The organism is Pseudomonas sp. G3-19 (assembly GCF_054855875.1).
This window is the reverse complement of record NZ_JBMPIQ010000003.1, coordinates 1,847,421-1,869,840: the sequence shown is the minus strand read 5'-3', so window position 1 is coordinate 1,869,840 and position 22,420 is coordinate 1,847,421. Positions and strand designations below refer to the sequence as shown.

The following is a 22,420-nucleotide window of genomic DNA, read 5'->3' as shown; positions in this document are numbered from 1 at the left end:
ACGCTCTGAAGCGGCACATCTGCACAAATAAGCTTAACTGAAATCCTGAAAGGCGCATTCCGGCGCGCCTCAGGGGAGGAACCCACCGTGTCGATCAAATTGCGTTTGCTGCTGCTGATTGCCACCAGTCTGTTGACGGCGCTGATCGTGAGTCTGGTCAGCTATGTGGGGAATACGCGCATGTCCGCAGCGGTGAACGACAACGCGGTGAGCATGACCGCGCTGCGCAATCACATGGAAGCCGACATGATGCACGATGCGCTGCGAGCCGACGTGTATTCGGCAATGCTGGTCGGCTTGGGCAAAAGCACCGGCACGGCCGCAGAGGTGCAGGACTCGATCAACGAGCACGCCACGCATTTTCGCGAAGTGCTGGATGAAAACCTCAAATTGCCGGTCAATCCCACGATCAGGGCCGCTCTGGAACACGTCAAGCCCAGCCTGGATACCTACATTGCGGCGGCCGAGCGGATCGTCGGCCTGGCACTGGATAACCCGGACAGCGCGCAACGGGAGCTGGGCACGTTCAACAGCGCCTTCAGTCAGCTTGAAGAGCAGATGGCGGCCCTCAGCGAACTGATCGAAAGCAACACCCGTGACACCAGCCAGGCCACCGAAAGCGCCATTCGCAACGCCAACATCGCCCTCGGCGCAGTATTGCTCGCCAGTCTGCTGCTGTTATTGGCGCAAGGGCGTTGGGTGACCCGCAGCATCATGGGGCCGCTGAAATCCGCTAACCAGATCGCGCAAAGCATTGCCCACGGCAACCTCAGCGAACCGATCAGCGAGCCGACCGGCAAGGACGAGGCCAGTACGCTGATCCGCAGTCTGGCGACCATGCAGCGTGACCTGCGCAACATGATCGATGTCGTTCGGCGCAACGCCCATGGCGTCAGCGGCATGAGTGAGCAGTTGAGCCACGGTTGCCATCAGGTCGCCGACAGCAGTCAGCAGCAAAGCGCCGCGGCCGGCACCATGGCCGCTGCCGCCAGCCAGATGACCGCCAGTATCGAGGAAATCACTCGTCATGCCGAACGCGCGCTGGGCATGGCCAATCAGGCCGAGTCGCTGGCCAAGAGCGGCGGACAGGTGATCCATCAGGTGGTCAGCGACATGGACGACATCGCCCGCTCGGCGCAACAGTCGGCGCAGGTGATCCGTACGCTGGATCAGGAATCCGAAGGCATCTTCAACATCATTCAGGTGATCAAGAGCATCGCCGACCAGACCAACCTGCTGGCACTCAACGCGGCCATCGAGGCAGCGCGGGCCGGCGAGCTGGGGAGGGGCTTTGCCGTGGTTGCCGACGAAGTGCGCAGCCTGGCGGCACGCACCAGTGCCTCAACCCAGGAAATCGCTGCGATGGTCGCACGCATCCAGCACAGCACCCGCGAGGCGGTCAGCAGCATGGAGGCCGGCGTGGCCCAGGTCGACAAGGGCATGGCGGTCACGGCTGAAGTCGAACGGGCGATTCGCGAAATCCTCGACGCCACCCTCAGCACCACGCAACTGGTCAACGACATCACTCGCACCATCGGCGAGCAAAGCCAGGCCAGCAACGAAATCGCCCATCAGGTGGAAATGATCGCCGGGATGTCCGAGGGCAACAGTAAAGTGATCGGGCAGACGGCCAATACCACCGATGAACTGTCGAGTCTGGCGGGGGCGTTGGCGTTGTCGGTGGATCGGTTTCGGTTGTAGCGCCGCCATCGCGAGAGCAGCCCATTCCCTGTAGGAGTGAGCCTGCTCGCGATGGAGCCAGCCCAGCCACCACAGGTTTCTGAATCATGTTCAGCCCAAACCGGCCGATAACGCCCAGAGCGGAAAAAGACTCTCAAGTCGGGAACAGACGCGCGGGTTTGCCCTGACGTGATATTCTTCGCGCCAACTTGGTTTGACCTTATTCGGTTTGCCTGCCTTTGGGGCGGGCTGACGGAATCCCTGTCGCTCAAGTAGCTGAAGCCAATAATGATAAGAAGTCAGTTCAGAAGGGACATTAACTGAGGTCGATGCGGTACGTCGGCCTTGTGTGCCCACCCGTCAAAATTGAAGTGTGCCGGAATCTGCGACGCGAGCCTGAGCGTCATCAAAGCGGATCGCATACAGATAACAGCGGCGGGCGGAAGGCGTTTTATCATAGGTGCAACGGATGTTTAAGAAAGTGAACACAGCCTTGCTCGGGCTGGCTTTGGCGATGGGGATGTCGTCCGCCAATGCTGCAGAAGCAAAGAAAGTCGACGTTCTGCTGATCGGCGGCGGCATCATGAGCACCACCCTGGGTGTGTGGATCAATGAGCTGGAGCCAAGCTGGTCGATGGAAATGGTCGAGCGCCTCGATGGCGTCGCTCTGGAAAGCTCCAACGGCTGGAACAACGCCGGTACTGGTCACTCCGCCCTGGCTGAGCTGAACTACACCCCGGAAGACGACAAAGGCAACGTGACGATCCCGAAAGCGGTCGAGATCAACGAAGCGTTCCAGGTGTCCCGTCAGTTCTGGGCCTGGCAGGTTCAGCAAGGCGTTCTGAAGAACCCTCGCTCGTTCATCAACACCACGCCGCACATGAGCTTCGTGTGGGGCGATGACAACATCAAGTTCCTGAAAAAGCGCTACGAAGCCCTGCAAGCGAGCCCGCTGTTCGCCGGCATGCAGTACTCCGAAGACCCGGCTGTGATCAAGAAGTGGGTCCCGCTGATGATGGAAGGGCGTGACCCGAACCAGAAAATCGCGGCCACCTGGAGCCCGCTGGGTACCGACATGAACTTCGGCGAAATCACCCGCCAGTTCGCCGGTTACCTGCAGACCAAGCCTAACTTCGACCTGAAGCTGTCGAGTGAAGTCGAAGACATCACCAAGAACGCCGACGGCACCTGGCGCGTCAGCTACAAAAACCTGAAAGACGGCACCAAGACCGAAACCGACGCCAAGTTCGTGTTCATCGGCGCTGGTGGCGGCGCTCTGCACCTGCTGCAGAAGTCGGGCATTCCTGAAGCCAAGGAATACGCTGGCTTCCCGGTCGGCGGCTCGTTCCTGGTGACCGATAACCCGGCCATCGCCGAGCAGCACCTGGCCAAGGCCTACGGTAAAGCTTCGGTTGGCGCACCGCCGATGTCGGTTCCGCACCTGGACACCCGTGTTCTTGACGGCAAGCGCGTCATCCTGTTTGGCCCATTCGCGACCTTCAGCACCAAGTTCCTCAAAGAAGGCTCGTACCTGGACCTGCTGACCAGCACCACCACCCACAACATCTGGCCGATGACCAAGGTCGGCATCAAGGAATACCCGCTGGTCGAGTACCTGGCCGGTCAACTGATGCTGTCGGATGAAGACCGTCTGAACGCGCTGAAGGAATACTTCCCGAACGCCAAAGCCGAAGACTGGCGCCTGTGGCAAGCCGGCCAGCGTGTGCAAATCATCAAGCGTGATGAAGCCGCTGGCGGCGTGCTGAAACTGGGCACCGAAATCGTTGCTGCACAAGACGGCTCCATCGCCGGCCTGCTGGGCGCATCGCCAGGCGCGTCGACCGCTGCACCGATCATGCTGAGCGTGCTGCAGAAAGTCTTCAAAGACAAAGTCGCCACCCCTGAATGGCAAGCCAAGCTGCACCAGATCGTTCCAAGCTACGGCACCCAGCTGAACAACGATCCGGCCAAAGTGGCACAAGAGTGGGCGTACACCGCCAAGATCCTCGAACTGCCAACTCCACCGGTGATCGGTCAGGCTGCTGCTGCACCTGCAGCTGAAAAAGCTGAAGCACCGAAGGAAAATGCTGCACGTGACATGGCGTTGTAACTAGACGCCTGATGCACAAAAGCCCACTGAACCGGTAACGGTCAGTGGGCTTTTTTTGTGGCGCCTGATCCTACTTTGGTTTCGCGCTTGCCAGATACGCACCAAGCCGCCGCCCCATCTCTTCGCCGAGGGCCTGCAACCCGCTCAACGGCCGCACCATCACCTCGAACTCTACAATTTTCCCGCTCTCATCGAAGCGAATCATGTCGATCCCCTTCAGCTCTTTCGCCCCAACCTTGGCACTGAACTCCAGCACCACATTCAAACCATCGGCAGTCACCAGTTCGCGGTGGTATTTGAAATCTTCAAACACGTCGAACACGGTGTTGAGGATCATCGTCACCACTGGCGCGCCGGGGTAAGGCGAGTGGGCCATGGGCGAGCGGAACACGGCATTGGCATCGAGCAGTTCGGGCAAGGCCTTGAGGTTGCCGGTGCGGATCATCTCGTGCCAGCGTTTCAGGGATTCAGCGGCGTTGGGGTGCAGGTTCAGTTCGGACATTGACCACTCCTGGAATTGTTGTTGTTCTTCGCGCGACGGCAATCACTCTAGTTCAAAGCGGTGGATCTCGAACCGTTGTGTGCCGATCTGAATACCAGAGCATGGGCGGAGCGGATCAGATTGGCATCTGATCCGTATTTTTCTGTTGGATCTGCCTCTGTAACCGGCTCAGTCAGGCGCTCAGAATAGCCCGGCAATTCGGTCACCCGCGGCAGCCCTTCATCCCGAAGCGCCCGGTGCACCGCAAGCTCAACATTAAGGAGAGCAGCATGAACAAGATGGCGATTTTCCTCGGTGGGTTTCTGACGTTGACCATTCTGATCGGAATGCTTGCGACGATTTCCCCGGTCTGACCCCGGCAGCACTCCACCAGACTCCAGCGCCCTTTTTTATCGAAGGGCGCGGCTGTTTCTACTTCGCTGTAACTTCTCGCATCACACCGAACTGGACTGAACCGGGAGGCGGCGCAAGCGATTGAGGGTGTCTGTACCGGCCTCTTCGCGAGCAAGCCCGCTCCCACATGGATTTGTGAACAACACAGATCCAGTGTGGGAGCGGGCTTGCTCGCGAAGGGGCCAGTAGCGTCACTGAAAAGCTCTCAAGCGAATCAAGGCGCACCAAACACCATCGTCCAGTAAACCCCCTCATCACTGCGCGCCTCACTGGCGAACCCGGCACCGACCTGAGTGAACATCGGGTTCATCAGGTTGGCACAGTGCCCGGGACTGGCCAGCCATCCGGCCATCGCCTTGGCCGGTGAGCTCTGCCCGGCGGCGATGTTTTCGCCGATCTGCCGTCCCCGATAACCCGCCGCCCGGGCGCGATCCGCCGGCAGGTCGCCGTCCGGGTCGCGATGGGCGAAGTAGTTGCCGTAGGCCATGGCTTTGCTGTGGCCTTGTGCGGCGGCGCCCAGTGCGGCGTTCCAGCTCAGGGGGCGGGCGGCGGCGAAGCGTTGGCGCCCGCACATCCGTGGTCGCGCCCGGGCGGCGTTGACCTGCGCAAGCAAGGCCTTGCCGACGCTGCGGTTGTCGCCGACGCGACTGTCGAGCACCGGTTGCGCCAGCACCACTTGCCATTCACCACGGGAGCGGCTGACGCCGATGTCGGCGTACTGGGCGTCAAGCAGGGCGCTGCAGTGGCTGTCTTGTAACTGCTCAAAGGCTTCCTCGGCATCCCCGGCCCCAATGATGCGGATACTGCGTACCGCCACCGCCGAATACCCCGAAGATTTCAATCTCTCGCGCAAGCCACCGCCGTAGCCATAGCCGATCGGTAGCGCCAGATTCGATTTCAGCGACAGTGGCGCCAGGCGCTGGGCCGGGCGGCGGTCGCAGCGTTGCGGATGGGCGCGATAGTCGTTGATCGCGGCTATCAGTTGCCGCTCTTCGCTGGCGTGGGAGGTCTCGGTGAACAGTGTGGTAAGGATCAGCAGGCACAGCGAAACGAAGCGTGATGAGCGAACGACATGGCGCATGGGACGGCAGACTCAGGGAAAAGGACAGTGCTGAAGTGGGCAGCCGCGGAATACGGCGCCACTAGGACTGGGCTTTTTGCACTTGGTTCATGCTGGCCATCTGGCTTTTTTGTGGGGTGATTCAGGGGGGGGGCGAGCCGGACTTTGTGCTGTCTGCACTGGCGTCTTCGCGAGCAAGCTCGCTCCCACCTTGGCAATGCGTACCTCTGTGGGAGCGAGCCTGCTCGCGAAGGGGCCAGTTCAGCCAACGCAATAATCGGCTATCAGCGATCAAGCACTTCCTGCATCCACTGCAGATACTGCACCCGCTCGGAAATCGAGTTGTGCCCCGAATCCGGCACCACCCGCAGCGTCGCCACGCCTTTGGGGAAATGCGTCAGCAGCCGCTGCGTGCTGTCTCGTGGAATCACTTCGTCATCGCTGGCCGCCAACAGCAACGTCGGCACGCGAATGTGCGCGGCATAGCGGCCCGACTCGAAGCGATCCTTCAGCAACCATTTGACCGGAAACCACGGGTATTGGCGGACGGCAATTTCTTCGAGGCTGTTGTACGGCGTCACCAGAATCAATCTGGTCGCCGGACGCTGACTCGCCAGCCGCACCGCCACCCCCGATCCCAGGCTGCGGCCGATCACGGCAATCTGCGGATGGCTGGCGTACACCTGATCAAACAGCGCCAGCGCATCTTCGGCAATCGCTTCTTCCGAAGGTGAGCCGCCGCTGCCACCGAAGCCCCGGTAGTTCAGCAAAAACACCGCGTAGTCGGGAAAAGCCTCACTGAACGACGGCAGATTGCGCGACACATCCTCGGCATTGCCGCCAAAGTAGATCAGCGCTTTTGGCCCGGCATGCGCGCGCGTGGTCACCCACACATCGGCCTCCGGCATCGCCAGTTTCAGCCGCGAATCTTCCGTAGTCACGGCGTTGTCAGGCTGGGGGAAATAGATCAGCGAGCGCTGAAAAATGAACAGCGCCCCGCACAGCAACAGGTAGAGGGCGATGAGCAAGGCGACGAGTGACATCAGTTTTCTGGACATTCGACTAACTTTAACGGGGCGCGGGTGTTCGCAGTCGCAGTGTAGTCCAGCGAATCGGGCCGGCAGCCGTCGCACATAACGTGCAACAGATTCACGCAGCAGGGGAACCCGCATGAGCCACACTGAGGGTTGCTCCCGTCGCCGCTTGCTCACGCTGGCTGCCGGGGTTTCGGCGGTCCTGACCTTTGACCGGGCGTTGGCCACTGCCATCACGCCGACTGCCACTTCGCCGAGCCAGGCAGGAGACCAGACCATGCAGACCCGCGCCATCCCTTCCAGCTCCGAGCTGTTGCCCATGGTGGGCGTGGGCACTTATCGCGGCTTTGACGTTGCTCCCGGCGATCCGGCTTATAAGCTATTGCCAGCAGTGCTCGACGAGCTGTTCAAAAAGGGTGGCACGTTGATCGACAGCTCGCCGATGTATGGCCGCGCCGAGCAAACCACTGGCGAGCTGCTATCGATCCACGAACCGCGCTCGCCGGCAATTCTGGCGACCAAGGTCTGGACCCGCGGGCGCAAGGAGGGCATCGCGCAGATGGAGCAGTCCTTCCGTCTGCTGCGCACCGAACGCATCGACCTGATGCAGATCCACAACCTGCTGGACTGGCAAAGCCATCTGCCAACCCTGCGCGAATGGAAAGAGCAGGGGCGCATTCGCTACATCGGCATCACCCATTACACGCCGTCGGCCTACGATGAAGTCGAAGCAGTGCTCAAGGCCGAACAACTGGATTTTTTGCAAATCAACTACGCCCTCGATGACCGTGGCGTGGAGAAACGCATTCTGCCGCTGTGCCGTGAACGCGGGGTGGCGGTGATCTGCAATCGGCCTTTTGGCGGCGGCGGGTTGCTCGCCCGTCTCAAGGTCAAGCCGTTGCCGGCCTGGGTCTCGGACGTGCAGGTCAACAGCTGGCCGCAACTGGCGTTGAAGTTCCTGCTGTCGCACCCGGCGGTGACTTGCGTGATTCCCGGCACCGGCAATCCGCGCTACATGGCCGACAACGCTGGCGCCGGATTCGGGCCGATGCTCACCGATGCGCAGCGCCACCAGTTGATTGCGCTGCTGGGGTAGGCGGTCAGCCGCGATACCGCAACGCCTCCACCAACAGCGCAAACGCCGGCGCAGCCTGCCGTCGGCTCGGGTAGTACAGGTGGTAACCGGCAAACGTCGGGCACCAGTCTGCCAGCACTTGCACCAGACGCCCCTCGGCCAGATACGGCGCGACGATATTTTCCGGAATGTAGCTGAGGCCGAAACCGTCGACTGCGGCGTCGAGTAGCGGGTAGACGCCATTCAGCGTGACTTGCCCGGACACTCGCACCTTGAGGCTTTCGTCACCCTTTTCGAACTCCCAGGTGTACAGCCCGCCGTTGGTGGGCAGGCGCAAGTTGTTGCAGGCGTGGTCAGTCAAGTCTCTTGGCGTTTGCGGGTGTGTACGGTTGGCGAAATAGGCCGGCGAGCCGACCACCGCCATGCGCATGTCCGGGCCGATGCGGGTGGCGATCATGCCTTGGGCCACGTCTTCGCCCAGCCGAATGCCGGCGTCGAAGCCTTGTCCGGCGATGTCGACGAAACCGTAATCGCAGATCACCTCGACGGCGATGTCCGGGTACTGGGGCAGGAATTCCTTGAGCACCGGGCGCAGCAGCCAGTTCAGCGAATGGTCGGTGGCGCTGATGCGGATCCGGCCGGCCGGGGTTTCGCGCAGGTTGCTCAGGGCCGCCAGTTCCTGTTCGATCTCTTCGAAGCGCGGGCCGATGGTCTGCAGCAAATGTTCGCCGGCCTCGGTGGGTGAGACGCTGCGCGTGGTGCGGGTCAGCAGGCGCAGGCCCAGACGCGCTTCAAGGGCGCGGATGGTATGGCTGAGCGCCGATTGCGAGACGCCGAGTTTGGCCGCGGCTTTGGTGAAGCTGCGCTCGCGGGCCACGGCGAGGAAGGCGAGCAGGTCACTGGCGTTTTCTCGAAGCATTGATGAGTGTCCTGCATAAGTTTTTTCGAATTCTAGTCGATTATTTGAAGAGTACGGCTCGGTAAAGTGCGGCTATTGATCACCGGAGACCATCGCCATGAACCCGATTGCCGCTTCTGCACTGACCCTGTCCTTACTTGCGGGTGAGGCCCAGGCCAACGAATCCCCGCGCGTCATTGTTACTCCCAACGGCTCGCAACCCTCGGCCCAAGGCCCGGCAGACTGGTTCACCGGCACTGTGCGTGTTGACGCGCCGTTCAAGGGCAGCGATGCCGCGCGTGTCAGCGGCGCCACGGTGACCTTCGAACCTGGCGCACGCACGGCGTGGCATACCCATCCGTTGGGTCAGACGCTGATCGTCACCGCCGGTTCAGGTTTTGTGCAGGAGTGGGGTCAGCCAGTTCGGCAGATCCGCCCCGGCGATACCGTATGGATCGCGCCGCAGGTGAAGCACTGGCATGGCGCCGCGCCGACCACGGCGATGACGCACATTGCGATTGCCGAAGTGCTGGACGGTGAAGTGGTGGAGTGGATGGAGCAGGTGAGTGCTGAGCAGTATTTGCGATCCGAGTGACGCGGTTCCCTCACCCCAGCCCTCTCCCGGAGGGAGAGGGGGCCGATTGGGGGATGTCTGTGAGCACTACGCTGAGTCCATAATCGACACGACCTCTCATGTCGGCGCATCCCATAAGACAACTCGGTCAGTCCCCTCTCCCTTTGGGAGAGGGTTAGGGTGAGGGGCTTTTCCAGGTTGCTCAGGTCATCTCCGGCAACGAATCGAGGATCTTGTCCAGCGTAATCGGATACTCACGCACCCGCGCCCCGGTGGCGTTGTAGATCGCATTCGCTACCGCCGCGCTCACGCCACAAATCCCCAGTTCCCCCACACCCTTGGCTTTCATCGGCGATGAAATCGGATCGGTCTCATCGAGGAAAATCACCTCCTGATGCGGAATGTCGGCATGCACCGGCACCTCGTATCCGGCCAGATCGTGATTGACGAAAAAGCCCAGCCGCTTGTCCACCGCCAACTCTTCCATCAACGCCGCTCCGACGCCCATGGTCATCGCGCCGATCACTTGGCTGCGCGCGGCTTTCGGGTTGAGAATCCGTCCCGCCGCGCAGACGGCGAGCATGCGCCGCACGCGGACTTCGCCGGTCGCTGCGTCCACCGCAACCTCCACGAAATGCGCGCCGAAAGTCGATTGCTGATACTGCTTGGCGAGGTCGGCGAACTCGATGCTGTCCTCGGCCTCGACCACGCCATCTTTTGCCGCATCACGCAGCGGCAGGGTCTTGCCGCCGGCGCGCACCTGACCGTCGGCGAACTCGACGTCACTACCGCTCATGCCCAGCTTCGTCGCCACCGCTTCACGCAGTTTCATGCACGCGGCATACACCCCGGCAGTCGAGCAGTTGCCGCCGAACTGGCCACCGGAGCCGGACGATACCGGGAAGGTCGAATCCCCCAGATGCACGCTGACGTCCGCCAGCCCCACGCCCATCATCTCGGCCGCGGTCTGGGCGATGATCGTGTAGCTGCCGGTGCCGATATCGGTCATGTCGGTTTCCACCGTGACCTTGCCGTCGCGCTCCAGCCGCACCCGGGCGCCGGACTTCAGCAGCAGGTTGTTGCGAAACGCGGCGGCGACGCCCATGCCGATCAGCCAGCGACCTTCGCGACGGCTGCCGGGAGTAGCATTGCGCTGGTTCCAGCCGAATTTCTCGGCACCGGTCTGCAAGCATTCGATCAGGCGTCGCTGGGAAAACGGACGCTCGGTTTTCACCGGGTCGACCTGGGTGTCATTGAGGATGCGGAACTGCACCGGGTCGAGCTTGAGCTGCTCGGCCATTTCGTCCATGGCGATCTCCAGCGCCATCAGCCCCGGCGCTTCACCCGGCGCGCGCATGGAGTTGCCTTCGGGCAGATCCAGCGGCGCCCGGCGCATGGTCACCCGGCGATTTTCCCCGGCATAGAGCAACTGACTCGGCTGCGCGGCGACTTCGACCTTGCCGTCCTTGAGGTTACCCGACCAGCCTTCGTGGGCGATGGCGCTGAGCTTGCCGTCCGCCGTGGCGCCCATCCGAATGCGCTGGATCGTGGCCGGGCGGTGGGTGGTGTTGTTGGCCATTTGCGGGCGGGCGAGGGCGACTTTCACCGGGCGGTTGGCCAGGCGCGCACCGAGGGCGGCGAGGATTGCGTCGGCACGAATGAACAGTTTGCCGCCGAAGCCGCCGCCAATGTACGGCGAGATCAGGCGCACGTTTTCCTTGGGCAGGCCAAGCGTCGTGGCGACGTCGCCGACACTCCAGGCGATCATCTGGTTGGAGGTCCACAAGGTCAGATGATCACCTTTCCATGCGGCCAGCGTCGCGTGCGGCTCCATCATCGCGTGGGACTGATCGGGAGTGGTGTAGGTCTGGTCGAACTGCACCGGCGCAGCGGCGAAGGCCTTGTCGAAATCGCCGTGGGTGACGTCGGGCAACTCGTCGTCTTCGACGCCTTGGTCAAGCATGTTGGCCAGTTCGAACTCGCCTTTGGCCGCGACGTAATCGACCTTGACCAATTGCGCCGCAGCGCGAGCCTGTTCGAAGGTCTCGGCGACCACCAGCGCCACGGCCTGGTGATAGTGCTGCACCTCGGGCCCAGCGAGCAGCGGCGCCGAGTTGTATTGGCCTTTGCCAAGCTTGCCGGCATTGGCGGCGGTGACGATGGCCAGCACGCCGGGCGCCGCTTGTGCAGCGTCGAGATCGATGTGGCTGATGCGGCCCTTGGCGATGGCCGAGCCGACCATGAAACCGTAAGCCTGATTCGCCACGGCCTCGTGCTGCTCATAGGCATATGGCGCCTGACCGCTGGTTTTCAGCGGGCCTTCGATGCGGTCGGTGGGTTTGCCGACGACCTTGAGCTGGTCAATCGGGTTGGTGGTGGCGGGCGTGTCGAACTTCATGCTTCATCCCTCGCTTGCGCCAACACCGAGCCGAGCGTGCGCTCGACCAGGGTCAGTTTGAATTGGTTGTCGTGGGTTGGCGTGGCACCGTCGAGCAAGTGTTCGCTGACGGCTTTTGCGCCTTTGGGCAGCAACGTGTCGGCGTCTTCCACCCGCCACGGTTTCGGCGCAATACCGCCGACCGCCACACGGCCACTGCCGTCCTTTTGCAGGATCAGACCGACCGACACCAGCGCGAAGGCGTACGACGAGCGATCGCGCACCTTGTGATAAATGTGCGTGCCGCCAACCGGGGCCGGCAAGGTTACCGAAGTGATGAACTCGCCGGGCGTGAGGCTGGTTTCGATGTTCGGCGTATTGCCTGGCAGTTGATGGAAATCGGCGATGGCGATGCTGCGTGTGCTGCCGTCCGGCTTCACCGTTTCAACCTGCGCATCGAGGGCGCGCATGGCAATCGCCATGTCACTCGGGTGGGTCGCGATGCAGGCGTCGCTGACGCCGATCAGCCCCAATTGACGACTGACCCCGCCAATCGCCGCGCAGCCACTGCCGGGCTGGCGTTTGTTGCAGGCCTGATTGACGTCGTAGAAGTACGGGCAGCGGGTGCGTTGCAGCAGGTTGCCGGCGGTGCTCGCCATGTTGCGCAACTGGCCCGAGGCCCCGGCGAGCAGAGCGCGGGAGAGCAACGCGTAATCCTTGCGCACGCGGCTGTCAGCGGCCAGATCGGTGTTGCGCACCAGCGCGCCGATGCGCAATCCGCCTTCAGGCGTGGCTTCGATTTGATCGAGGCCCAGGTGGTTGACGTCGATCAGGTGCAACGGGGTTTCGATGTCGAGTTTCATCAGGTCCAGCAGGTTGGTGCCGCCGGCGATGAATTTCGCGCCTTCGACCTGCGCCGCCAGCGCTGCTGCTGCGGCGGGGGAATCGGCGCGGCTGTAATTGAACGCTCTCATGCTGGCACCTGCGCGACTTCAGTGATGGCTTCGATGATGTTCGAGTAGGCGCCGCAGCGGCAGATGTTGCCGCTCATGCGTTCCTGGAATTCGCTGGCGATCAGTTGCGGGGCTTCGGTCAGGCTGGGGCTGACGTGGCTGGGAATGCCCTCGCGGATTTCCTTGAGCACGGAAACCGCCGAGCAGATCTGCCCCGGCGTGCAATAGCCGCACTGGTAGCCGTCGTGCTTGATGAACGCAGCCTGCATCGGGTGCAAGTTGTCGGGCATGCCGAGGCCTTCGATGGTGGTGATCTCACGGCCTTCGTGCATCACCGCCAGGGTCAGGCAGGCATTGATCCGGCGGCCGTCGGCGATGACGGTGCAGGCGCCGCACTGGCCGTGGTCGCAGCCTTTTTTGCTGCCGGTCAGGTGCAGGTGCTCGCGCAGGGCGTCGAGCAGGGTGGTGCGGTTGTCCACCTCAAGGGCTTGGGGTTTACCGTTGACGTTGATCGTCAGTTTGGCCATGGCGGGTTGCTCCAGACTGGCCGCGTAGGCCTTGAGGCTAATGAAGGGGGGCATTGCAAACGCGGTGGCGGTCACCGCGCCGAGGATCAGGAATCTTCGTCGGGAAATCGTCATGCTTCGATTCCTCTCTGGCTTAATCAGGACGGCAGGGATTGAAGGGCCCAAACGGGCGCGCCGGCATGTTTACCGGTCTCGTTCTTGGAATGACCTGCGCGGAGGGGAAAAGGTTTTTGCGGATTTGCGCTATAGAGTTATGCGCATGGCTCATCAATCTTCTGATCGACACATAGCCAAATTTGGGGGGCATGCCTATCAATGTGGGAGGGGGCTTGCTCCCGAAGGCGTCGGAACAGTTCGCCTTTGGGTTGAATGACACACCGCTTTCGCGAGCAAGCCCGCTCCCACAGTGGAATGCATTCCAAATGTGGGAACGGGGTTGTTCCCACGGAGAATGCAATCCTGGTGGGGAAATAGCTTGTTCCCAAAGGGCAATGCAGTCCAAATGTTGGAGCGGGCTTGCTCGCGAAGAGGCCCCTACAAGCGACATCAATGCCCGCCAACCACCATGTGCGTAAACGGCGCCACATACGCCTGCAACGTCACCAGCCCGCCCACCAGGATGGCCAGCACGATCGAGTGAAAGAACACGTAGCGCAGAATCTCGCCCTCATGCCCATACCAGCGGGTCGCGGTGGAGGCGACCACGATCGATTGCGCATCGACCATCTTGCCCATCACCCCGCCGGAACTGTTGGCCGCTGCCATCAGCACCGGGCTGATGCCCAGCTGTTCCGAGGTCACCCGTTGGAGTCCGCCGAACAGCACGTTCGACGCTGTGTCCGAGCCAGTCAATGCCACGCCGAGCCAGCCGAGCAGGGTGCCGAACATCGGGTAGAACACCCCCGTCGCGGCAAACGCCAGACCCATGGTGGCGTCCAGCCCGGAATAACGCGTGAGGAACCCCAGCGCCAGCATCGCCGCAATGGTGATCAGCGAAAAGCGCACCACCCACAACGTGCGCAGGTATTGCTTGATCAGTTGCGGGATCGAATAGCCCATTAGCAGCCCGCCGACAATCGCCGCCAGCAGGATGCCGCTGCCGGTGGCAGTGAACCAGGTGAACTTGTAGATCGCCTCTTCGGCTTTCGGCGCCGGCACCACCGGCGGGACTTTCTGCACTTGCAGGTGCAGGGTGGTGAAGGTCAGCGCCGGCGAGAAAATCGGGTTGGCCTCATTCAGCGGTTTGCCTTGCGCATCAAGTTTCACCGAATGGGTTACCGGATCCAGCGCCGGGCGCACGTCGAAGACGTTCTTGAAGCCCTGGGTGCCCCAGGCAAACACGAACACCGTGAGGATGATCCACGGCATCCACGCACGCATCACCGCCGGGCGCGCCTGATCGCGGAATGCGGCGCTGGCGGTGACTGTTTCTTCCTCGACCCTGGAGTTGTCGACCCGCCCGGACAGGGCGGCTGAGGTGTACACCGTCGCCGGTTTCCAGACCCGCAGAAACAGGGTCAGGCAGGCCATGGAAATCAGCGCGGCGATCACGTCCACCAGCATCGGCCCGTGGAAGTTCGACACGAGGAATTGCGGCACCGCGAAGCTGACCCCGGCCACCAGAATCGCCGGCCAGATCTCCAGCATCTTGCGCCACCCGGCAAACGCCCAGATCAGCCAGAACGGCACCAGCACCGAGAAAAACGGCAGCTGCCGACCGACCATCATCGACAGCTCCATCTCGTCCAGCCCGGTGACCTTGGCCAGGGTGATGATCGGCGTGCCGAGGGCGCCGAACGCCACCGGGGCGGTGTTGGCAATCAACGCCAGCCCCGAGGCGGCCAACGGCGAAAAACCGAGGCCGATCAGAATCGCCCCGGTCACCGCAACCGGTGTGCCGAACCCGGCCGCGCCTTCGAAAAACGCGCCGAAGCAGAAGGCGATCAGCAGCAACTGCAAACGCCGGTCATCGGTGATTCGCGCCAGGGAGTCCTGCAGCACTTTGAACGAGCCATTCTCGGTGGTCAGGCGATGCAGAAAGATGATGTTGAGCACGATCCAGCCGATCGGCAGCAAGCCATTGGCGGCGCCGAACAGCGCCGCCGAACCGGCCATGCTCGCCGGCATGCCGAAGGCGAAGATCGAGATGAGCAGGGCCGACGCCAACGCCAACAGAGCGGCCAGATGCGCCTTGACGTGAAAGAACGCCAGCGCCGCGAGCATCACCACCACCGGCACCGCGGCCATGAGCGTGGAGATCAGCGGGTTACCGAACGGGTCGTAGATTTGCTGCCAGACCATGGTCCACCTCTGCTTGTTGTTATCGAGGCGCAGATCCGTTGCGTGGGAGTCGCTAAGCAGCAGTATAGGTGGCATTTCGCCGCTGCCCGGATGCTGGCGGCGGGCCGATCAACGGTCGTGGTCGGGCAGTGAATCAAAGTCCTTTTGTCCGGTCGTATCAGCGGCTGCGCGCACTGCGTCCTGAAGGCGCGGGCAGTGACAGCCGTTCCGTGGTCAAGACCTTGGTGTTAGGGAAGTTTGAATGAAGCGTGCAACAACCTTGCTGTTGACGATATCCGCCGCTGTTTTGCTGGCTGGCTGTGTGGCGGACTTTGATGATGATCATCGCCACGGACGACATTACGACCGTGATCACGGTCGCTACTACGACCATGACCGGCGTTGGGATGACCGCGACGATGGTCGTCGCGACGGGCGTCGTTACTATCGTGATCGCGACGATGACTGAGTAGAAATCAAAAGGGCGTTCCCGCAACGGGAACGCCCTCGTCGATTAAAAATGAGCGCTCGCCCGGACGCTGGAATGCGCAGGCGCGGTGGCCTCGAGATCCAGCAAATGGGTGGCGAGTATGTCGCTCAGAAAGCGGAACTGATCGTTGATGCCCACCACTTCATTGCTGAAATGATTGCTCGCGGCGGGCATCAGCACATCGTCGAAATCTTCGTTGAACAGCAGCGCCTGGGACTTGCGCGAGACGACTTGCTGGTCGTAGTAGTTGCTGCCGAACACCGGGAAGCTCACGGAGAGGGTGATGGTGCGAATCATGATGGGTACTCCTCGTTGCGTCTCGGATGGGTGAATCGTGCCTTCGCCGGGCGGCGGGCGGAAGGCAATCGTGGCGATGGTGAATATCGACGGCGTTGATGGTTGATGCTTCCCCCTGTGGGAGCGGGCTTGCTCGCGAAGGGGCCGGCACAGCCAACATCTTCATGGCTGACCCACCGCTTTCGCGAGCAAGCCCGCTCCCACAGGGGGAACGCATTTCAAAGTGAGAGCGCCCGTCCGGCCACAACCGACAAATGGCCCAATACCCGCACCTATACTCAAATCTGTTTTCCTCCATTCAAGGACTCCACCACCGTGAACCTGCGTGCGCTGAGCCTCGCCGCACTGTGTCTGCTGGCTGGCTGTGCCTCCTCGGCGCGGGCCCCGGTGGCGCCGCGAGCGGTGGTGGTATCGCAGGCGACCTGGCAGCAGATCGATCGCGACATCGTCAGCGCCTCGCAGCAATCCACCGAGCAAGTCAAAGTATTTGCCCGTGGCTCGATGGAACATTGGCGCACTCGCGTCTATCAGCAAACTGAAGAAAATTTCATTCCGTGGTTCAGCAGCTACTGGACTCAGGAATGGCTGTCGATGAAGGTCAGTTGGTACACCATCAGTGCCGGCGGTGAGCAGGATGCGTCGGCCAAGCGCCTGGCGAGCTATCTGCTTGAGCAATATCAGGAAAGAGTGCTGGAACCGGTGGCGGTGGAGATCGATCCGGACGCGATCCTCGGTCAGGCCACGGCGTTCTACGCGCAACTGATGGCCCAGCAGATGCCGCTCATCGCCCAGCGTTATGGTGTGCCGGTGGCCCAGCTCAACGGGCGTCTGCAAAAGGTCCCGGCGATTGCCCTCGGCCCGCCGCCGGCGCGGGATGCGTCGCTCTATCAGGTCATCAGCACCGAGCCGCTGAACACCTTGCCGGCGTATGCCGCGTTGATCGACAAGATCCACACCGAAGGCGGCAGCAAAGGCATCGCTTCGACCGACGCCGGCATGGCCCCCGTGGCCAAACGCGCCAGCCAGCGGATGGAGGCGGAAATGGCTCCGCGCGGGGCGGCCAGTGCCGTGGCGGCTGCGGCGGGCAAGTTGGTCGGCGGGGTGATCTCGATCGGTGTGGCGGGCATCCGCGCGATCATCCAGGCCAACGACCGGCCCGACAGCGAAGCGCTGATTCGCAGCAGCCTGGGCAGCACGTTCGACAAGGCCTGGGCGAAATTGCTGCAGAACCCGACCACCGGGGTCATGGCCGGAACCCTGCATATCGCCGGGCAGGTCGAGGGCAGCCTTGGCGGGGGCGAACAACCGTCGGTCGGGCAGGGCGTGAATCGTGTCGAATGGCGGCCGCCGCAATCGACTACCCGGCAGATCGAACCCAACGTGCAAGGAGAGTGATCATGGCTTACATCGATATTTTTGTAGCACCCGTGCCGAATGCCAATCGCGAACAGTACAAAAAACACTGTGAGATCGCCGCGAAACTGTTCAAGGAATACGGAGCGAAGGAGGTGGTTCAGTGCTGGGGCGATGACGTGCCGGACGGCAAAGTCACGTCATTCCCGATGGCGGTAAAACTCAAGGAGGGCGAGACGGTGTCGTCCGGCTGGCTGATCTGGCCCGACAAAGCCACCCGCGATGCCGGCATGGCAAAGATGATGGACGACCCGCGCATGCAACCGGACGTCAACCCGATGGGGTTTGATGGGCAGCGGATGATCTTTGGGGGCTTCAAGAACCTTCTTGAATCCTGAAGACCAGCGCAAATCCATTGTGGGAGCGGGCTTGCTCGCGAAGGGGTCGGCACTGCCACTATCTTCATGGCTGACCCACCGCTTTCGCGAGCAAGCCCGCTCCCACCCTGGAGTTGTGGTGTGCCCACGATTGTCGTCATCCTGCGAAACCCTGTGGGAGCGGGCTTGCTCGCGAAGGGGTCGGCACAGCCACTATCTTCATGGCTGACCCGCCGCTTTCGCGAGCAAGCCCGCTCCCACAATGGCCTGTGATTACTCTGGAGAGGGGGTGATCCGGCAGCTTTTGCGGTTGCGGATTTGCTCTTCCGTTGGCCGCTCGCGGACGAATTCGAAACGCGGTTCACCTTCGCTGTAATGCACCAGCCAGCCCCATTCCAGCTCGGTTTCATCCTGCCCTGGGCTGGGTGGCCGGGCCCACCACGGTTCTTTGCTGAGGATCTCGCGCATGGCGACCTCCGGTTCGATGGCAATCCTTGAACTATAGCCGGGTGTCGCCAGTCGTCAGAGAAGCCTGTGTAGAATCGGCTGATCGACGAGCGAAGGAGTTGGCCCATGACCGATGATGCGCGCAGGGATGAACCGTTCAAGCGACTGTTTTTTGCCCTCGACTGCCCGTCACCGCAACGCAAGGCCATTGCCCAGTGGCGCGGCGAGCTGGGGTTGCGCACCGGCAAAGCGGTGCCGGCGGATAACTTTCACCTGACGCTGCTGTTTCTCGGTGCTGTGCCGCTGGCGCAGATCCATGAAGTTTGCGAGGCCGCCGGCAAGGTGCGCACGCCGGGTGAGCCATTGAAGATTGCGCTGGATCGCCTGCAGGTCTGGCATCGGGCGGGGATCCTGTCGCTGGCGCCGGAGCAGGCGCCGCCGGCCCTGTTGCGTCTGGTGTATGCGCTGGAGCAGGCGATGCTGCCGTTCGGCTTCGAAGAATCACCACGCGAGTTTCGCCCGCACCTGACCCTGGCCCGTGACTATCGAACAGAGGCGCCGGAGGCCACTACGCCGCCGGAGTTTTTCCTGCGCGCCGAGCGCTTTGCCTTGTTCGAATCGCACAAGGGTCGCTATCGAATCCTGCAGGATTGGCCATTGAATTGAGCGCAGAAAAAAAGGCGCCCGAGGGCGCCTGAAATTCACCTGAGCCGAGGGAGCCAGGTGAGGCCGTTCATTGCAGGGTGCAGCGGTGGTAAGGCGCTGCGTGAACGGGAAACCGTAAACTTTCAAGCTGACACCTATCTCCTGTGGGAGTGGGCTTGCTCACGAAGGCGTCAGGTCAGTCAATTCATCTGTGCCTGACACTGCGCTTTCGCGAGCAAGCCCGCTCCCACAGGGTTATTCGGTTATTTACCGAGCTTCACCCGGGTCCAGCCGCGGGTCATGATCCGCTGGGTGGCAATCGGCTGATCCGGCACCGCATACAACGTCGCCATTACCGCCTGCGATGGATACGAACCCGGATCGTTGCGGATCGCTTCGTCCACCAGTGGCGTCGCCGCCGAGTTGGCGTTGCTGTAGCCGTTGCTGTTGGTGATCTCGGCGATGATGTCCGGGCGCATCAGGAAGTTCATGAACAGGTAGGCGTTCTCGACGTTCGCCGCATCGCGCGGGATGGCGACCATGTCGTAGAAGCTGCCGGCGCCTTCCTTCGGAATGCTGTAGTCGATCTGCACCTTGTTGCCGGCTTCCACCGCACGGGCCTTGGCCTGCAGCACGTCACCGGAGTAACCGACCGCCACGCAGATATTGCCGTTGGCCAGGTCCGAGATGTACTTCGAGGAATGGAAGTACGCCACGTACGGGCGGATCTTCATGAACAGTGCTTCGGCTTCGAGGATGTGCGCCTTGTCCTTGTCGTTCACCGGGTAGCCCAGATAGTGCAGGGCGGCCGGGATCATTTCGGTCGGCGAGTCGAGGAAGCTGATGCCGCAGGCTTTCAGCTTTTCAGCGTTTTCCGGCTTGAACAGCAAGTCCCAAGAGTTGGTCGGGGCCTTGGCGCCGAGCACTTCCTTGACCTTGTCCGGGTTGTAGCCGATGCCGATCGAGCCCCACATGTACGGGAACGCATGGGCGTTGTCCGGATCACTGGCGGAGGCGTTTTTCAGCAGCACCGGGTTGAGATTTTTCCAGTTCGACAGCTTCGATTTGTCCAGTGGCTGATAGACCCCGGCCTTGATCTGCTTGGCCAGGAAACTGTTGGACGGCACGACGATGTCGTAGCCGGATTTGCCCGCCAGCAAACGCGCCTCAAGGGTTTCGTTGCTGTCGAACACGTCGTAGGTCACCTGGATACCGGTCTCGTCTTCGAACTTCTTGACGGTGTCCGGCGCGATGTAATCGGACCAGTTGTAAACACGCAGCACCTTGTCGTTGGCCTGGACGCCCGTGGCGATTGCGCCCATTAAGGACAGTGTCAGCAGAGTCCTGCCAAACATTTTCATCGGTGAAACTCCATTCTTTTTATTCAAAAACACAAACCGGGTGTACGTAAAACCTGTGGCGAGGGAGCTTGCTGTGGTGAGGGGATTTATCCCCGATCGGCTGCGAAGCAGTCGCCAAACCATTGCATGCGGTGTTCCTGTTACACCGCAAGTGCTTGGCTTGGGGCCGCTTCGCGACCCATCGGGGATGAATCCCCTCGCCACAGTGTTCATCGGTGTTGCTTAGGCAGTGGCGGCGCGTTGCGGTTGCTGCCACGCCTCATTCGCCGTCTGATCCATCGCTTCCTGAATCGCTTTCTTGCGGCTGGCTTCTGCCTTGCGGCCGAAGTACCAGACCAGGAAGGTCACCAGCGACACCGCGAGCAGAATCAGGCTGGCCACGGCGTTGATCTCAGGCTTCACGCCCAGACGCACCGCCGAGAACACTTCCATCGGCAGCGTGGTCGAACCCGGACCTGAGACGAAGCTCGCCAGCACCAGGTCGTCCAGCGACAGGGCGAACGACATCATTCCGCCCGCTGCCAGCGACGGCGCGATCATTGGAATGGTGATCAGGAAAAACACCTTGAACGGCTTGGCCCCCAGATCCATCGCGGCTTCTTCGATCGACAGATCCAGCTCCCGCAGGCGGGCGGAGACTACCACCGCCACATAGGCGGCACAAAACGTGGTGTGGGCGATCCAGATGGTGACGATGCCACGCTCCTGCGGCCAGCCGATCAACTGCGCCATCGCCACGAACAGCAGCAACAGCGACAGACCGGTGATCACCTCAGGCATCACCAGTGGCGCCGTCACCAGACCGCCAAACAGCGTGCGACCCTTGAAGCGCGTCACTCGCGTCAGCACGAAGGCGGCGAGGGTGCCCAACGCCACTGCGGCAATCGCGGTGTAGCAGGCGATTTCCAGCGAGCGCACCACCGAGCCCATCAGTTGCGTGTTGTCGAGCAGGCCGACGTACCACTTCACTGACCAGCCTCCCCATACCGTCACCAGTTTCGAGGCGTTGAACGAGTAGATCACCAGAATCAGCATCGGCAGATAAATGAACATCAGGCCGAAGATCAACATGAACTTGGAAAAACCGAAGCGTTTCATCCCCGTGCCTCCATCTCTTTGGCCTGGCTGCGGTTGAACAGCAGAATCGGCACAATCAGGATCAACAGCATCACCACCGCCAGCGCAGACGCCACCGGCCAGTCGCGGTTATTGAAGAACTCTTGCCACAGCACGCGACCGATCATCAGCGTCTCCGGGCCACCCAGCAGTTCCGGAATCACGAACTCGCCGACCACTGGAATGAACACCAGCATGCAACCGGCGATGATGCCGTTCTTGGCCAGCGGCACGGTGATTTTCCAGAAGTTGTTGAAGTTGCTCGAACCTAGATCCGACGCGGCTTCCAGCAGGCTGCCGTCGTGTTTCACCAGGTTGGCGTACAGCGGCAACACCATGAATGGCAGGTACGCATACACCACGCCGATATACACCGCGGTGTTGGTGTTGAGGATCTCGATCGGGTGATCGGTGAGCCCGGTCCACATCAGAAATGCATTGAGCAGACCGTTGTTGCTGAGGATGCCCATCCACGCATACACGCGGATCAGGATCGCGGTCCAGGTCGGCATCATGATCAACAGCAGCAGGACGTTTTGCGCTTCCTTGCTCGCCTTGGTGATTGCGTAGGCCATCGGGAAACCGATCACCAGGCACATCAGCGTGCTCAGCGCCGCGACCTTCAGCGAACCGAGGTAGGCCGACAGGTACAGCTCGTCTTCGCCGAGCATGGTGTAGTTGCCGATGTTGAGCATCAGCTGGAATTTCTGTTCGGCGTAGGTGTAGATCTCCGAGTACGGCGGGATCGACAGCGCAGCCTCCGAGAAGCTGATCTTCATCACCAGGAAGAACGGCAGCATGAAGAACAGGAACAGCCAGATGAACGGGATGCCGATGACGAACTTTCGCCCGCTGGGCACCAGGCGCAGGA

At 61.7% G+C, this 22,420-nt stretch carries 21 protein-coding genes and 1 pseudogene; 9 read left to right on the top strand and 13 right to left on the bottom strand.

Annotated elements, in window-relative coordinates; all coding sequences use genetic code 11:
* Nucleotides 1–87: 87 nt before the first annotated feature.
* The 3 genes and pseudogenes from ACOYXI_RS08515 to mqo form a co-directional block, all read left to right on the top strand.
* Nucleotides 88–843, top strand: a pseudogene (locus ACOYXI_RS08515) (HAMP domain-containing protein); the annotation flags it as partial.
* Nucleotides 838–1,701 carry a methyl-accepting chemotaxis protein gene (locus ACOYXI_RS08510; RefSeq protein ID WP_461675560.1) on the top strand — a complete coding sequence of 288 codons (864 nt, stop codon included), beginning with the start codon at nt 838–840 and terminating at the stop codon, nt 1,699–1,701. The pseudogene ACOYXI_RS08515 and the gene ACOYXI_RS08510, both read left to right, overlap by 6 nt.
* Nucleotides 1,702–2,149: 448 nt before the next feature.
* Nucleotides 2,150–3,790, top strand: a complete 1,641-nt coding sequence (gene mqo, locus ACOYXI_RS08505; RefSeq protein WP_098964504.1) for a malate dehydrogenase (quinone) — start codon at nt 2,150–2,152, stop codon at nt 3,788–3,790.
* A 70-nt stretch (nt 3,791–3,860) separates the two neighbouring features.
* Here mqo and ACOYXI_RS08500 read toward each other — a convergent pair whose 3' ends face one another.
* The 3 genes from ACOYXI_RS08500 to ACOYXI_RS08490 form a co-directional block, all read right to left on the bottom strand.
* Nucleotides 3,861–4,292: a nuclear transport factor 2 family protein gene (locus ACOYXI_RS08500; protein WP_098964502.1), complete on the bottom strand. Its 432-nt coding sequence runs from the start codon at nt 4,290–4,292 to the stop codon at nt 3,861–3,863.
* 607 nt (nt 4,293–4,899) lie between these two features.
* Nucleotides 4,900–5,766 (bottom strand): CAP domain-containing protein, encoded by an 867-nt coding sequence (locus tag ACOYXI_RS08495; protein WP_461674721.1) that lies wholly within the window; start codon nt 5,764–5,766, stop codon nt 4,900–4,902.
* Between the two features lie 263 nt (nt 5,767–6,029).
* Nucleotides 6,030–6,803 carry an alpha/beta hydrolase gene (locus tag ACOYXI_RS08490; protein ID WP_103367699.1) on the bottom strand — a complete coding sequence of 258 codons (774 nt, stop codon included), beginning with the start codon at nt 6,801–6,803 and terminating at the stop codon, nt 6,030–6,032.
* Nucleotides 6,804–6,915: 112 nt separating this feature from the next.
* Between ACOYXI_RS08490 and ACOYXI_RS08485 the strand changes: the two genes are divergently transcribed.
* Nucleotides 6,916–7,875 carry an aldo/keto reductase gene (locus ACOYXI_RS08485; protein WP_461674720.1) on the top strand — a complete coding sequence of 320 codons (960 nt, stop codon included), beginning with the start codon at nt 6,916–6,918 and terminating at the stop codon, nt 7,873–7,875.
* A gap of 4 nt (nt 7,876–7,879) precedes the next feature.
* Here the strand turns inward: ACOYXI_RS08485 and ACOYXI_RS08480 are convergent, their stop codons facing one another.
* A complete protein-coding gene (locus tag ACOYXI_RS08480) occupies nt 7,880–8,773 on the bottom strand; it encodes a LysR family transcriptional regulator (protein WP_461674719.1) in 894 nt (297 codons plus the stop codon).
* Nucleotides 8,774–8,870: 97 nt separating this feature from the next.
* Between ACOYXI_RS08480 and ACOYXI_RS08475 the strand changes: the two genes are divergently transcribed.
* Nucleotides 8,871–9,347: a (R)-mandelonitrile lyase gene (locus tag ACOYXI_RS08475; RefSeq protein ID WP_115985080.1), complete on the top strand. Its 477-nt coding sequence runs from the start codon at nt 8,871–8,873 to the stop codon at nt 9,345–9,347.
* Nucleotides 9,348–9,528: 181 nt separating this feature from the next.
* On the opposite strand, the gene paoC is transcribed toward ACOYXI_RS08475, so the two are convergent.
* The 4 genes from paoC to ACOYXI_RS08455 all read right to left on the bottom strand — a co-directional run bounded on the left by paoC (nt 9,529) and on the right by ACOYXI_RS08455 (nt 15,484).
* Nucleotides 9,529–11,724, bottom strand: coding sequence for an aldehyde oxidoreductase molybdenum-binding subunit PaoC (paoC, locus tag ACOYXI_RS08470; RefSeq protein WP_461674718.1), 2,196 nt, complete (start codon nt 11,722–11,724; stop codon nt 9,529–9,531).
* Nucleotides 11,721–12,677, bottom strand: coding sequence for an FAD binding domain-containing protein (locus tag ACOYXI_RS08465; RefSeq protein WP_461674717.1), 957 nt, complete (start codon nt 12,675–12,677; stop codon nt 11,721–11,723). The genes paoC and ACOYXI_RS08465 overlap by 4 nt, the downstream gene beginning before the upstream one ends.
* Nucleotides 12,674–13,297, bottom strand: a complete 624-nt coding sequence (gene paoA / locus ACOYXI_RS08460) for an aldehyde dehydrogenase iron-sulfur subunit PaoA (RefSeq protein ID WP_461674716.1) — start codon at nt 13,295–13,297, stop codon at nt 12,674–12,676. The genes ACOYXI_RS08465 and paoA overlap by 4 nt, the downstream gene beginning before the upstream one ends.
* A 432-nt stretch (nt 13,298–13,729) precedes the next feature.
* Nucleotides 13,730–15,484, bottom strand: coding sequence for an L-lactate permease (locus tag ACOYXI_RS08455; RefSeq protein WP_098964489.1), 1,755 nt, complete (start codon nt 15,482–15,484; stop codon nt 13,730–13,732).
* 241 nt (nt 15,485–15,725) lie between these two features.
* On the opposite strand from ACOYXI_RS08455, the gene ACOYXI_RS08450 reads away from it, so the two are divergent.
* Nucleotides 15,726–15,932, top strand: coding sequence for a hypothetical protein (locus ACOYXI_RS08450; RefSeq protein ID WP_096796473.1), 207 nt, complete (start codon nt 15,726–15,728; stop codon nt 15,930–15,932).
* 45 nt (nt 15,933–15,977) lie between these two features.
* Here ACOYXI_RS08450 and ACOYXI_RS08445 read toward each other — a convergent pair whose 3' ends face one another.
* On the bottom strand, nt 15,978–16,250 hold the full coding sequence (locus tag ACOYXI_RS08445) for a hypothetical protein (RefSeq protein WP_096796472.1): 273 nt from the start codon (nt 16,248–16,250) through the stop codon (nt 15,978–15,980).
* A 315-nt stretch (nt 16,251–16,565) separates the two neighbouring features.
* On the opposite strand from ACOYXI_RS08445, the gene ACOYXI_RS08440 reads away from it, so the two are divergent.
* Both ACOYXI_RS08440 and ACOYXI_RS08435 read left to right on the top strand, forming a co-directional pair.
* A complete protein-coding gene (locus ACOYXI_RS08440; protein WP_135296117.1) occupies nt 16,566–17,645 on the top strand; it encodes a hypothetical protein in 1,080 nt (359 codons plus the stop codon).
* Nucleotides 17,646–17,647: 2 nt separating this feature from the next.
* The gene (locus ACOYXI_RS08435) at nt 17,648–18,001 is read left to right on the top strand and encodes a DUF1428 domain-containing protein (protein ID WP_461674715.1); all 354 of its coding nucleotides are present in this window, start codon (nt 17,648–17,650) and stop codon (nt 17,999–18,001) included.
* 252 nt (nt 18,002–18,253) lie between these two features.
* Here ACOYXI_RS08435 and ACOYXI_RS08430 read toward each other — a convergent pair whose 3' ends face one another.
* Complete coding sequence (locus tag ACOYXI_RS08430; RefSeq protein ID WP_226500136.1) at nt 18,254–18,448, bottom strand: PIN domain-containing protein; 195 nt, start codon at nt 18,446–18,448, stop codon at nt 18,254–18,256.
* Between the two features lie 105 nt (nt 18,449–18,553).
* Between ACOYXI_RS08430 and thpR the strand changes: the two genes are divergently transcribed.
* Complete coding sequence (gene thpR / locus ACOYXI_RS08425; protein WP_461674714.1) at nt 18,554–19,093, top strand: RNA 2',3'-cyclic phosphodiesterase; 540 nt, start codon at nt 18,554–18,556, stop codon at nt 19,091–19,093.
* A gap of 242 nt (nt 19,094–19,335) precedes the next feature.
* Here thpR and ACOYXI_RS08420 read toward each other — a convergent pair whose 3' ends face one another.
* The 3 genes from ACOYXI_RS08420 to ACOYXI_RS08410 all read right to left on the bottom strand — a co-directional run bounded on the left by ACOYXI_RS08420 (nt 19,336) and on the right by ACOYXI_RS08410 (nt 22,409).
* Nucleotides 19,336–20,433, bottom strand: a complete 1,098-nt coding sequence (locus ACOYXI_RS08420; protein WP_027611685.1) for a polyamine ABC transporter substrate-binding protein — start codon at nt 20,431–20,433, stop codon at nt 19,336–19,338.
* Between the two features lie 222 nt (nt 20,434–20,655).
* A complete protein-coding gene (locus ACOYXI_RS08415) occupies nt 20,656–21,531 on the bottom strand; it encodes an ABC transporter permease subunit (RefSeq protein WP_007962456.1) in 876 nt (291 codons plus the stop codon).
* Nucleotides 21,528–22,409: an ABC transporter permease subunit gene (locus ACOYXI_RS08410; RefSeq protein ID WP_171061872.1), complete on the bottom strand. Its 882-nt coding sequence runs from the start codon at nt 22,407–22,409 to the stop codon at nt 21,528–21,530. The genes ACOYXI_RS08415 and ACOYXI_RS08410 overlap by 4 nt, the downstream gene beginning before the upstream one ends.
* Between the last annotated feature and the right edge of the window lie 11 nt (nt 22,410–22,420).